General features: G+C 60.9%; 11 protein-coding genes and 1 pseudogene. 8 read left to right on the top strand and 4 right to left on the bottom strand.

Features of this window, described 5'->3' with window-relative positions; all coding sequences use genetic code 11:
• Nucleotides 1-14: 14 nt before the first annotated feature.
• The 3 genes from A3AY_RS0131995 to A3AY_RS0131985 form a co-directional block, all read right to left on the bottom strand.
• Complete coding sequence (locus A3AY_RS0131995; RefSeq protein WP_026204043.1) at nucleotides 15-245, bottom strand: hypothetical protein; 231 nt, start codon at nucleotides 243-245, stop codon at nucleotides 15-17.
• A gap of 278 nt (nucleotides 246-523) precedes the next feature.
• A complete protein-coding gene (locus A3AY_RS0131990; protein ID WP_154663364.1) occupies nucleotides 524-835 on the bottom strand; it encodes a hypothetical protein in 312 nt (103 codons plus the stop codon).
• Nucleotides 836-1058: 223 nt separating this feature from the next.
• Nucleotides 1059-1670, bottom strand: coding sequence for a CDP-alcohol phosphatidyltransferase family protein (locus A3AY_RS0131985; RefSeq protein WP_018329741.1), 612 nt, complete (start codon nucleotides 1668-1670; stop codon nucleotides 1059-1061).
• 207 nt (nucleotides 1671-1877) lie between these two features.
• Between A3AY_RS0131985 and A3AY_RS0131980 the strand changes: the two genes are divergently transcribed.
• The 7 genes from A3AY_RS0131980 to A3AY_RS0131955 all read left to right on the top strand — a co-directional run bounded on the left by A3AY_RS0131980 (nucleotide 1878) and on the right by A3AY_RS0131955 (nucleotide 10042).
• Nucleotides 1878-3656, top strand: coding sequence for a bifunctional alpha/beta hydrolase/class I SAM-dependent methyltransferase (locus tag A3AY_RS0131980; protein ID WP_026204042.1), 1779 nt, complete (start codon nucleotides 1878-1880; stop codon nucleotides 3654-3656).
• Between the two features lie 11 nt (nucleotides 3657-3667).
• On the top strand, nucleotides 3668-4996 hold the full coding sequence (locus tag A3AY_RS0131975) for a phosphatase PAP2/dual specificity phosphatase family protein (protein WP_018329739.1): 1329 nt from the start codon (nucleotides 3668-3670) through the stop codon (nucleotides 4994-4996).
• Nucleotides 4993-5433 carry a hypothetical protein gene (locus A3AY_RS0131970; RefSeq protein WP_018329738.1) on the top strand — a complete coding sequence of 147 codons (441 nt, stop codon included), beginning with the start codon at nucleotides 4993-4995 and terminating at the stop codon, nucleotides 5431-5433. Before A3AY_RS0131975 ends, A3AY_RS0131970 begins: the two co-directional genes overlap by 4 nt.
• Nucleotides 5427-6086, top strand: coding sequence for a lysophospholipid acyltransferase family protein (locus tag A3AY_RS0131965; RefSeq protein WP_018329737.1), 660 nt, complete (start codon nucleotides 5427-5429; stop codon nucleotides 6084-6086). The genes A3AY_RS0131970 and A3AY_RS0131965 overlap by 7 nt, the downstream gene beginning before the upstream one ends.
• Nucleotides 6086-7015, top strand: coding sequence for a phosphatidate cytidylyltransferase (locus tag A3AY_RS0131960; protein ID WP_018329736.1), 930 nt, complete (start codon nucleotides 6086-6088; stop codon nucleotides 7013-7015). The genes A3AY_RS0131965 and A3AY_RS0131960 overlap by 1 nt, the downstream gene beginning before the upstream one ends.
• 198 nt (nucleotides 7016-7213) lie before the next feature.
• Entirely contained in the window at nucleotides 7214-7450 is a 237-nt protein-coding gene (locus A3AY_RS39525) for a hypothetical protein (RefSeq protein WP_154663363.1), read from the top strand.
• A gap of 81 nt (nucleotides 7451-7531) precedes the next feature.
• A complete protein-coding gene (locus A3AY_RS0131955; protein WP_018329735.1) occupies nucleotides 7532-10042 on the top strand; it encodes a DNA translocase FtsK in 2511 nt (836 codons plus the stop codon).
• 560 nt (nucleotides 10043-10602) lie between these two features.
• Here A3AY_RS0131955 and A3AY_RS40955 read toward each other — a convergent pair.
• Nucleotides 10603-10964: pseudogene (locus A3AY_RS40955) on the bottom strand (hypothetical protein); the annotation flags it as partial.
• Nucleotides 10965-11397: 433 nt separating this feature from the next.
• Here A3AY_RS40955 and A3AY_RS36725 point away from each other — a divergent pair.
• Nucleotides 11398-11981: VCBS domain-containing protein (locus A3AY_RS36725; protein ID WP_245275978.1), on the top strand; the 584-nt coding region annotated here is incomplete at its 3' end.

Here is an 11981-nt window from a genome sequence, read left to right as displayed (position 1 = left end):
TTGGCCCTCCCGGATTACAAGCGGATGTCCCAAACGGAAAACCTGGATTCCGGGGAGCTATCCTCCGGCAGGCCGATGTCACGGCGCATCCGGTTTGACAGGCTGGAGATATGGTTCTTCATTTGACGATGCCTCCAGACGGCCCGCATCAATGCATGCGTGGTCTTCCAGGCACCGAACTTCTGGCACAGGTCATCAACCGTTGCCGCAAGGGTATCACTAGCTAAAGATTGTGCTTCGCGCATGTCTACTGTCCCGGCGCAACACTGCGGCCAGGTCCTCTTTTGTAGGTTAGGAAACGTCCGGGCGCGGAACACGAACAGTCGCTCCGCTCTCCGGTCACGTCAGGTCAAATGGGAAAATACCAATCGGCAGATCCGGGGCTTATGCGCCTAGGGATCAATATCGGCCTGGACGGGATGCACATCGCATCGATGCCATGACAGCCGCTCCGCCAGAGAGGCGCGTAAACACGAGAATTGATTGCATTGACGCCTCCTCTGATTTGAATTGCGAGTGGGCGTTAGGTTACACGAGACCAGGCCATCGGCAAGTCCACAATTTCGAATTGCAGAAGGTTACGCAGAATTTGTTGCAGGAGAGCAACACTGAAAGTGGCGCTCAACTCGGCAGAGTAGGCGGCCTTTATTGAAGCCGCCAATTCGGGTTCGATGTTGCCAGTATGTTGCCAGTCACGCTGGATGACGGGGTAGATGCGCTCTCCGTCGCGGAAGGGCAACGCGTTCAGCCAAGTCTGGCCCTGATCGTTTCTGGGAAGCTGTCGCTTCCCAGAAAGCCGGCAATTCTGGAGGATGGCGACGCTTGAGCGGTCCAACTGCGCCGCGTTCGAAAGCGCCAGATCCGTCGTACGTCTATGTGGTGTTTCGCAGTCAACGGCATACAGGTTGACGCGTCTCCTCTGATTTTGCTCGTTTGGAGAGAGCAACGCTCAGGACGAACTGTGTCTCGGCGACGCGGAAAGACGGACGAGCCTTGAACCGCCGCCAGTCGAGAAGGTGCTCCCTGGGGGATATGGTCGCTCGCCGGCGATCCACGGTCTATGCGGCGGACGTCTGAGCCTCGCGAATGCCCGCTCTGACACGATTGACGATCGTCCACAGGAGAAGCAGGGCCACCGCCGCCCAAAACCACGGGGTCCATGCTGCAAACGTACCGCCGAGCGCGACGAAGACGCCGATCGCGCCGAAGAGCACCGCTCGGTCGCTCTTGCCAAGCGGCCCGTCGTATCGCCGGCTCGCGCCGACCGCCTGGCCCAAAACTCCGGCAAATTCCGTCAGTGTCGAAAGGAAGATGACAGCCAGCGCTGGCAACATCCCGGTCTGATCGATGAGTGCAAACGGCAAATAAAGGGCGGCATCGGATATGATGTCGCTGATCTCGTTCAAATACGCGCCGAGAAGGCTCTTCTGTCCATGCTCGCGCGCGAGCATGCCGTCAATGGCATTGAGGCCCATGCGCAGGAGAAACCATATCGGTACCAGCAGGAACCAATGCGGATAAGGGGCGAGGCTCAGGAAAAGGCCGAGGGCAACCGAGACGACGGCGGCCAGAAGCGTGACCTGATTGGCGGTGACACCGCGTGCCGCGAGGAAGCGTACCAGAGGGCGAAGAATAGTCTGGAAGCGGGTCTTCAATTGATAAACGGACATACTACCTCGGTGTATTACCCTGGCATCCGAACCGTCTATCCCAGATTAGCTCGAACTGCAGATCGTCCTATGTGTGGGGGAGGCCACAAAATTCACATCGGGTCTCGCAAAGACTTAACTTTGCACCTAGACTTTTGCAATGAAAACAACTCACTATTCCCTCCAAGGATTGCAAGTCATCCCGCCAACCGGAATTTGGAGAAGACCGTGCTGCAAACTGCGGATAGTGGGCGCCCGACGGCCAGATCAATGCATGAATCCGAATTCGCCTCGCATGACGGCACTCGGCTCTTCTATCGGTCGTGGCCTTCGACGAGAGCTGCACCGAAGGGCGCGATCATTCTTCTCCATCGCGGCCACGAGCATAGCGGCCGTGTCGCCCATCTTGCCACCGAGCTCGGCCTCGATGATTTTTCCTTCTACGCCTGGGATGCGCGTGGCCACGGGCGCTCGCCCGGAGAGCGCGGCTATTCTCCCTCTTTTGCCGCCTCGGCGCGGGATCTCGATTGCTTCGTGCGCCATGTCAGCGAGACAAGCGGCACTGCCGTCGAAAACATTGCCGTCATCGCGCAGAGCGTCGGCGCGGTCCTTGCCGCCACCTGGGTGCACGACTATGCGCCGCCGATCCGGGCGCTCGTGCTGGCCTCGCCGGCCTTCAGCGTCAAGCTGTACGTGCCATTTGCCAAACAAGGCATCGCGCTCTGGCAAAAGATAAAGGGAACGTTCTTCGTCAATTCCTACGTCAAGGCGAGGTTCCTGACCCATGATGCCGAGCGCATCGCCTCGTTCGAATCCGACCCGCTGATCACCCGGCCGATTGCCTCCAACATCCTGTTGCAGCTTTACGAGGCGGCAGATCGCGTCGTCGGCGACGCCCCCGCCATCACCGTCCCGACCCAGCTGCTGATCTCCGGCAGCGACTGGGTGGTGCGGCACGCGCCGCAGCACCGGTTTTACGAAAATCTCGGCAGTCGCATCAAGGAGCGACATGTGCTTGCCGGCTTCTACCACGACACGCTTGGGGAAAAGGACCGGGCGCTTGCGCTCGCCGAGGCCCGCCTTTTTATCGAAGCGCGTTTCGCCGAGCCCCTGGCGACCCTCGACCTTCGGACCGCCCATGTCCAGGGTTATACGAAGGACGAGGCCGACCGGCTCGCCAGCCCGCTGGACTTGACGTCGCCACGCGGAATCTACTGGGCGCTCAGTCGTCTCAACATCAAGATCGGCGCCCTGGTGTCGGAAGGCATTAAGACCGGGGTCGAGACAGGCTTTGATTCCGGCTCGACGCTCGACTACGTCTACGAGAACAAACCGCGCGGGCTCGGTCCCGTCGGTCGCTTGATCGACAAGGTGTTCCTCGAGGCGATCGGCTGGCGCGGCATCCGGCAGCGCAAGCTGCACCTGCAGGAACTGATCGACCGGGCGCTGCAGCGCCTGGAAGCAGCCGGCCGCAGCACCCACATGCTCGACATAGCGGCCGGGCACGGTCGCTATGTCCTTGATGCCATCGAGACTGCGGCCGTGCGGCCCGGTAGTGCGCGGTTGCAGGACTATTCCTCCATCAATGTCGATGCCGGCCGCAAGAGCATCGCCGAGCGTGGACTGGGTGATTTCGTGAGCTTCCGCCAGCAGGATGCCTTCGACGGCGATGGGCTGGCAGCGATCACGCCGGCCCCGGATCTTGCGATCGTCTCCGGCCTTTATGAGCTGTTTTCCGACAATGCGATGATCGCCGCCTCACTGAATGGGATCGCCCGCGCCATGCAGCCCGGTGGTCTGCTTATCTACACCAACCAGCCATGGCATCCCCAACTCGAGATGATCGCCCGCGCGCTGACCTCCCACCGCGGCGGCGAGCCCTGGGTGATGCGGCGGCGGACGCAGGAGGAAATGGACCAGCTGGTCGCCGCAGCCGGTTTCCGCAAGATCGAACAGCGCATCGACCAATGGGGCATTTTCACCGTCTCGCTGGCGCAGAGAGCCTGAGGGCGAAGCGAGTGGCGCAGGCACGTTCTACACTTTCCCCGGCAGCGCCGGTCCTGAAGCGGGCGGCGCTCTGGCTCGCCTTCCTGGCACCGTTCTTCTATCTGAGCTATGGCGGCGCCAACTGGCTGGCATCGCAACGCGCCAACGTGCCGAATGTCGCCTTCGCCTGGGAAAGCGCCATTCCCTTTCTCGGATGGACGATCATTCCGTACTGGTCGATCAATCTGTTCTATGCGCTCTGCCTGTTCATCAACACGACGCCGCGCGATGTCGATATGCTCGCCAGGCGTTATCTGACGATCCAGCTCGTTGCCGTCGCCTGCTTTACCGCGTTTCCGCTTGAAGCGATCTTTGTGCGGCCGGAAACGAGCGGCCTGCCCGGCTTCATGTTCGCCGTTCTCGGCGGCTTCGACAAGCCGTTCAACCAGGCACCGTCGCTGCATATCGCGCTTCTGGTGGTCATCTGGGACCATCTGCGCGGCCGGCTGCCGCGGAAGGCGCGGCTTTTCTGGCACGCCTGGTGCTTCCTGATCGGCGCCTCTGTGCTGACCACGTGGCAGCATCATGTCATCGACATCCCGACCGGCATGCTGCTCGGCCTGTTTGCCGCCTGGCTCTGGCCGCGTGATGCCGGTTCGCCTCTGGCGAATTTCGCAGCGACCGGCGATCCAAAATCACGCCGTCTCGGCATCTATTATCTGTGCGGTGCCATCGCCTGTCTTTGCCTTACGGCGCTCTGCACGCCTATCTCGGCCGCGGCACTCCTGCTTCTGTGGCCGGCCATTGCCCTGGCAATCGTTGCTGTCGGCTATTTTGGTGCCGGCCCGCAGATATTCCAGAAGCGGGCCGGCGGCCGCGCCACGCTTGCCGGCCGCTGGCTGCTGGCGCCCTACCGCCTCGGTGCACTCATCAACAGCTGGCTCTGGACCCGGCGGATGCCGGCATCGGTGGTGATCGCCGACGGCGTCCATCTCGGCCGTTTTCCGCATCGCCGCGAGGCCAACCGTTTTGCAGCCGTGATCGACATGACCGGCGAACTCCAGCGCCCGCGCGGCACGGTCGCGCGCTGGCACAGCTTCCCCACGCTTGATCTGACGGCCCCCGACCAGGCCCAGACCCGGGCAGCGGCGAACCTCGTCGAGGCTCTGCGCCCACAGGGACCGGTCCTCGTCTGCTGTGCGCTGGGCTTCCAGCGCAGCGCATGCGTCGTGGCGCACTGGCTGCTCGTCAGCCGACGCTGCGACAATCCAGCCGAGGCATTGCGGCTGATCGAGCGGACGGGTCGCCGTATTCATCTGCCCGTGGAAACCATCCATGCCGTGACGGAGGGCCTGCAATGACGCAGTGGAAGAGGACAACCTCTGCGGCTGCACGCAATCTCGGCCGCAACGCGATCTTGTGCGGGGTGACAGCCCTTTTGCCACTGATCCTCGGCCCGGTCACGGCAGGGTATCAAGGCATTGCTTCACCGCTCGGCTGGCTCCTCCTGCTCGCCTTCGGGCTTATTGTCGTCGCAATGACGATCCACCTGCTCTTCGACGCCCTCTTGTTTCGCCTTGCGTCAAGCCACGAGACCGAAGCGGCGGGGCTTGCCGCCATCGACGACGTCTTGTCTCGCATGCGGCTTCGCACGCCCGACGCGGCCCCGCGCGGACTCGATCGACGGATTGCCGGATCGCGTCGCATCGTCTGGCGGCAGCGTTTCGTGCTGGCCGTCTGTCTTGTGCTTTTCGCCATCCTCCTCCTCGATGCGACCGACGGGCAGCGGTTATGCTGAACATCGACTACAGGTCATTGATGCAATCGCTGGCCGGGGCGTGCCTGGCCGGTCTTGCCCGCGCCATCACGGGCGTTATCCCGATCTGGCTGGGCACCAAACCTTCGCGAAACCAGAGGATCTATTTCGCCAATCATGCCAGCCACGGCGATTTCATCCTGCTTGCTTCGTGCCTCGAACCCGAGGAACGTGCACGCACACGCGCCGTGGCCGGCGCCGACTACTGGCGCAGCAACCGGATTCGCCGCGTCATGGCGGAAGACCTGTTGCGCACCGTGCTTGTCGAGCGAAATGGGGTGGAGCGGACACAGGACCCGCTCGACATCATGCTGAAGGCGCTGGATGACGGCCAATCGCTGATCTTCTTTCCCGAAGGCACGCGCAACATGAGCGAGGAACCGCTGCTGCGCTTTCGCTCCGGTCTCTACAATCTCGCCGTTGCCCGACCCGGCGTCGAACTCGTGCCCTGCTGGATCGAGAACATGTCGCGGGTCCTGCCAAAAGGAATGTTCCTACCGGTGCCGCTGCTTTGCCGGGTGATTTTCGGCGCGCCGATCGCCGTTGAACCAGGCGAAGATCGCACGCTTTTCCTTCACCGCGCCCGCCAGGCGCTCCTCGATCTCAAGCCTACCAATAATGGAGCAGGGCGCTGATGGCCGACATCTACAGGCTGTTTATCGGATTGATCGCCGTCCTCTGCGCTGCCAGCCTCGTCGCCGGCATCCTCACCTGGCGCAGCAGCAAGCCGGCCTCCTCCACCCTTGTCAACCTCAATGCTCGCATCCGTGCCTGGTGGGTCATGGTCGCCGCCATCTCGCTCGCTTTCGTCTTTGGCAGAAGCGGCGTCATCATCCTCTTCATGCTGGTTTCCTTTGCCGCACTGCGCGAATATGTGACGCTCACCCACACGCGGCGCAGCGATCACTGGGTGCTGATCGGCATGTTCCTCATCGTCATCCCGCTGCAATATTATCTGGTCTGGACGAACTGGTACGGCCTCTATTCGATCTTCATCCCGGTGTATTGTTTCCTCGCCATGCCAGCATTGGCGGCACTCTGGGGCGACACCTCGCGATTCCTTGAACGGATTTCCGAGCAGCAATGGGGCCTGATGCTCTCGGTCTATTGTATCAGCCATGTCCCGGCCCTGGTCACGCTGGAGATTCCTGGCAACGAGGGCCGCGGGCTGCTTCTGATCGCGTTCCTGATCGCCACGGTGCAGGGCAGCGACGTGCTGCAGTATATCTTCGGCAAGCTATTCGGCCGCAACCGCATTTCGCCCAACGTCTCGCCCTCGAAGACATGGGAAGGCTTGATCGGTGGCATCGCCACCGCGTCGCTGCTCGGTTCCTCGCTCTTTTGGCTGACGCCGTTTTCACCGCTCGAGGCCGGTGTGCTGGCCGGGATCGCGTGCATCATGGGTTTTCTTGGGGGTCTCGTCGCGTCCGCCATCAAGCGCGATCGCGGCGTCAAGGACTGGGGACACATGATCGAAGGCCACGGCGGCATGCTTGACCGCACCGACAGCCTCATCTTCGCCGCCCCCGTCTTCTTCCACATCGTGCGCTACGCCTGGACCTAATCACGCCGACGTCGAGCGCGCTGCGACACCTCCTCGGCTGATCGATTTACGCTCTGCCTGGTGTTCCCCGGATCGGCAGTACGATTTGCCGAGGTCAGGGTCACAGTATGCCTGTGTGTCGCAGGCGAAAGCGTGTCGATCTCGCCTCATTGAACACCTCGCCGCACGAATGCATAAGCCAAAACATGGAGGGAGAACATGAGCATAGTTTGCGCCAGCGATTCCTACCCATTCCTGCGGCGCGGCCTTGCCCGCATCAAGCAGGTGCTGGCGCGATGGGTTCACGGTTTTTTCGCCGCCCGATCTTTGGCACCGACATCGATCACGTGCTACCGTTCGCGGGCTATCGTCGCTCCCGCCGTGACGCGCCGGAAACGGGACTCTGCGACCAACGCGGCGCTTGGGGCACCGCTGAAAATTCCGGGAGGAAGGTAGGCTGGAAAGAGGTGATTAACCTTTATTTTCTATTGAAAAGGGTGTGCCCATTACCCGTGAATTATGAGTGAGTAGGTCCCCATGCGTCTTTCCCGAACAAACTTTTCGAACCCCTTCGATCACACGGGAGAGCAAACCGCAGACCAGGAAAATCTGGCGAAGACAGAGCATCAGCGGCGCGTCTATGGCTCTCAGGTCGATCCGAACAGCGAGGAAAATACGTCCGTAACCGATACCGACGCCAGGGCCGCAAGCGAGATCGAGGGGCGCGTCGATGCACCGGTTTGGCAAAGCGCCTTTGTACTCAGGCCCAACGTGCGGTTCACCCGCACACCGGAAAGCGTCTATTCCAAGCGTGCGACTGCTGAAACGAAGAAGCAGCCGGTGCCGGCAGAGGCGGACGTCACGGTGGCGACGAAAAGTGCTGAAGAGGCTGCACCGGCTGCCGTCGCCGTGCGGGTCGAGCAGGCGGCAATGGGCATTCAGCTGCTATCGCTGCGCCTGCAGCGGGAGATCGAATTGCGGGCGGATGCAAGTCCAGTCTGCGTGGCGACTGAGCCTGCCGCGATTGATCCTGTCGACATTGCCTGCTTTCCGACGGACGAGGATCAGCACGATGCGCAGAGCCGCGACACAATCCTGAAGGGGCCGCATGCCTTGTATGACGTCTCCGATGAAGTGTTTTGGAGTGCCCTGGATACGGCTGCTGACATGGATGCGCTGATACCCACGGCACGCTGGCAGCCGCCTGCGTTTCATGCCGCGCCGGATTCGGTCACGGCGCTCTACCGCGAGATCGGCTTCAGATCTACCGGTACGCCGTCGGCACGGCTCGTTGTTGCAGGACCGCTTGCCAAGGCTCCTGTGCTACTGCTGCCGGAGGTACTTGCCGACGTGAAACCAGTCCGTCCGGCGCCCCGGGCTCCCATAGAGCCGGTTGTCGATGTCGCACCGCAGGCGGCAACTTCAGCACCGGCTCCGCAGGTCAAATCCGAGATCCTTGTGCCAGCTGCCGGTGCCTCGACCGGTTTCGGAATGGGCGAGTATGTTTTCCCGCCCGTTACACTTTTGCAGGAGCCGGCCGTTCAGGAAACGGCGACCATCACGCCGGAGGCGCTCGAACAAAGCGCTGGCCTGTTGGAAAGCGTGCTGGAGGATTTCGGCATTCGCGGCGAGATCATCGACGTGCGGCCAGGTCCTGTGGTGACGCTGTATGAGTTCGAACCGGCGCCTGGCGTGAAATCCTCGCGCGTCATCGGCCTTTCGGACGATATCGCCCGCTCCATGTCAGCTTTGTCTGCCCGTGTCGCTGTGGTGCCCGGCCGCAATGTCATCGGCATCGAGCTTCCGAACCCGGTTCGCGAAACGGTCTATTTCCGCGAGCTGATCGAATCCGAAAACTATGGGGAGAGCCGGTTCAAACTGGCGCTTTGCCTGGGCAAGACGATCGGTGGGGAGCCGGTGGTGGCAGAACTTGCCAAGATGCCGCATCTTCTGGTCGCTGGTACCACCGGTTCGGGCAAGTCGGTTGCGATCAACACGATGATCCTCTCCTTGCTCTACCGGCTGAAACCCGAGGAATGCCGGCTGATCATGGTCGACCCGAAGATGCTCGAGCTGTCGGTGTATGACGGCATCCCGCATTTGCTGACGCCCGTCGTGACCGATCCGAAAAAGGCCGTGATGGCGTTGAAATGGGCCGTGCGGGAGATGGAAGACCGCTATCGCAAGATGTCACGGCTCGGCGTGCGCAATATCGATGGCTTCAACGCGCGCGCCGCATCGGCACGGGCCAAGGGTGAGACGATCCTGTGCTCCGTCCAGACCGGCTTCGACCGCTCGACTGGCGAGGCAATCTTCGAGCAAGAGGAAATGGACCTCTCGCCCATGCCCTATATCGTCGTCATCGTCGACGAGATGGCCGACCTGATGATGGTCGCCGGCAAGGAAATCGAAGGCGCCATCCAGCGTCTGGCACAGATGGCGCGCGCTGCCGGCATCCATCTGATCATGGCGACGCAACGCCCGTCCGTCGACGTCATCACCGGCACGATCAAGGCCAATTTCCCGACCCGCATTTCCTTCCAGGTGACCTCCAAGATCGATAGCCGGACGATCTTGGGCGAACAGGGCGCAGAGCATCTGCTGGGGCAGGGGGATATGTTGCACATGGTGGGCGGCGGGCGGATTGCGCGTGTTCATGGCCCCTTCGTATCGGATGAGGAGGTCGAGAAGGTGGTTGCGCACCTGAAGACGCAGGGGCGCCCGGAATATCTCGGGACGGTCACCGAGGATGCCGACGAGGCAGAGGAGGCCGTGGAGGAGGACGGCGCGGTCTTCGACAAGGGCGCGCTGGCCGAGGAAGACGGCAACGATCTCTATGACAAGGCAGTCAAGATTGTGCTGCGGGACAAGAAGTGCTCGACCTCCTACATCCAGCGTCGCCTGCAGATCGGCTATAACCGAGCCGCTTCGCTCGTCGAGCGCATGGAGCGGGAAGGGCTTGTCGGACCTGCGAACCATGTAGGCAAGCGCGCGATTCTTTCCGCTGTCCGCGAGCAGATCGAAGTGTCGGCTGGCGACGAGGATTAATGTCGCCCGGCCGGCGGCGGGCAGGGGAAGGGCATTATGACCCATGGCTACTGGCCCTTCAGGCGCCAACATTCCCCAGTCCCAACTACGCGCGCGATGCGGCATCGAGGACTATGGTACTTGACCGGAGCGCGAACGGTCCCGACGGGGTTGTTCATATGTCCCCCGCCGATTCTCTCGCGGCGTCGGCGACACTGATGTTCGATCGGACATCGTTGTCGGCGCTCGAGGCTTTTCTGACCGTCGGGTCTTGAGACGTGGTGAGGTCCACAGGAGGACGTTGCACTCGGCGTAGAGATGTCCTGGTCAGTCCGGAGGTTTCCAGCACAATCAGCTTCATGGATTGGAACCGGCATTCCGAGTTGTTTTCGGACGCCTACGACCGCACGGCATGATGGATCGAGAACGTCTGCACCAGAACAACACAGGGCTCTCCAGGCCGTGCTCGGGACCCGCATGTTTGCGCAGTCTCAAGATGGCGGAGTCGACCTCAATGGGCTGCCCGCTAGCATACGCGATGATGGTCTCGAAAATGCTAAAAACTAACGCCGGGACCAAGACTAGCACCGTCGTGCCGCTTTCGGGGGAAATTTCGTGGCGTTTGCACCTGACCCGGAAATCTCTTCGTCGTGACGGGATTTAGGACTCCTTTCCTTCCGGCGCTTCACAAAACGGATCACGTCACCGACCATGCTGTCGTTCAGGACGTCGTTTAGACCCGCGCCGTCATAGATCAGCAATTGCTTGGGTTCGGGAGCGGTGCGATGCAGTGCTTCCTCCGAAGAAAGTGGGTGTCGATCGTGGATGAACGGCTTCGGTTGTCTCACCTTGCCATCTTAAGATCTGAGTGGAAGGGATCCTTGATAAGAAGCGTAACCGGGAAGAACGGATAATGCGTCTGCGCGACCGAGAGAACTGGAGCGATCCCGGATCTTCGAGAGACTGAAGTCTGTGGGGCCGCCGAAATCAGGTCCGCCATAGCGGCGGGCAACTTTGCACCCCGTGTTTGTGAAAGTGACCGCCGACGGGGCTCGGTTGCGCCAATCGTGATGAATAAGGCTGAGACCTAAAATGGTGCCCCCACTAGGCCTTCAAGACGACTAGCGCATGAGTTGCTCGCGGCTTCGAGAGCGACAGTTCGGCGAGGCAGACGGAGGGTCGCGTTTGTGGCTAAGACGGGGGAAATTAACCGTCGCAAGAAAATCATCTTCCATTTCACAGTATATATGTTAACAATTTATTAGGGATGGGGATTATTCCGGTTCTGATTTTGGAAAAATGGGCGTTGTTCCCGGCAATACCGGTACTGCGGACGCGAACCCGCATGTCTTATCGGTTTGATTAGTCGTGAATTCATGTCGCATTACTTCTTTTGTATTATTGGGGGTATTTTGATGGGTACGCAAAGCATCGGCGGTGGCAGCACGACTTCTTTCACCAATACGCCACAGGCGATGGATGACTCTTATATCTGGACGGAAGACCAGCTGCTCAGTCTCCAGCTCTACAATGCGGCCACAAAAACCATAACCCTTGACGTGATGTCGAACGATCTTGGCGGGAATGCAAAGACCCTCTTCTCCGTGGACGATGGTGATGGCAACCCAATTACCGCCGACTATGAGCTTCTTGCGAAAGACGTCGGAGCGAATGGAGTATCTGCCTGGGAGAAGACCCTGCTCGGCAATTGGGTCAGGATCAACAATGGAAAGATCGAGTACCGCCTGAGCGATGGAAGCGGCATCGCGGGCTCCGGCGCGGACATCAACACGCTGTCTGCCGGTGAAGTCCTCAACGACAGTTTCGTCTACGCGATACGGCTCGGCAATGGCACCCTCAGCGAGGCAAATGTCTCAATCTCGCTCACCGGCGCCAACGACGCGGCGGCGATCACCGTCGATGCGACGGTCACTGACGACCGGGCGACGGTCGAGGCGGG

The sequence above is a fragment of the Rhizobium giardinii bv. giardinii H152 genome, from assembly GCF_000379605.1.
GTDB lineage: Bacteria > Pseudomonadota > Alphaproteobacteria > Rhizobiales > Rhizobiaceae > Pararhizobium > Pararhizobium giardinii.
This window is presented reverse-complemented; position numbering and strand designations above follow the sequence as displayed.

Excerpts from the sequence above, each read along its gene's own strand:
- A3AY_RS0131970 (WP_018329738.1), top strand. The coding sequence starts at position 4,993 with ATGACGCAGTGGAAGAGGACAACCTCTGCGGCTGCACGCAATCTCGGC.
- A3AY_RS0131965 (WP_018329737.1), top strand. The coding sequence starts at position 5,427 with ATGCTGAACATCGACTACAGGTCATTGATGCAATCGCTGGCCGGGGCG.
- A3AY_RS0131995 (WP_026204043.1), bottom strand. The coding sequence starts at position 245 with ATGCGCGAAGCACAATCTTTAGCTAGTGATACCCTTGCGGCAACGGTT.
- A3AY_RS0131985 (WP_018329741.1), bottom strand. The coding sequence starts at position 1,670 with ATGTCCGTTTATCAATTGAAGACCCGCTTCCAGACTATTCTTCGCCCT.
- A3AY_RS0131955 (WP_018329735.1), top strand. The coding sequence starts at position 7,532 with ATGCGTCTTTCCCGAACAAACTTTTCGAACCCCTTCGATCACACGGGA.
- A3AY_RS39525 (WP_154663363.1), top strand. The coding sequence starts at position 7,214 with ATGAGCATAGTTTGCGCCAGCGATTCCTACCCATTCCTGCGGCGCGGC.
- A3AY_RS0131960 (WP_018329736.1), top strand. The coding sequence starts at position 6,086 with ATGGCCGACATCTACAGGCTGTTTATCGGATTGATCGCCGTCCTCTGC.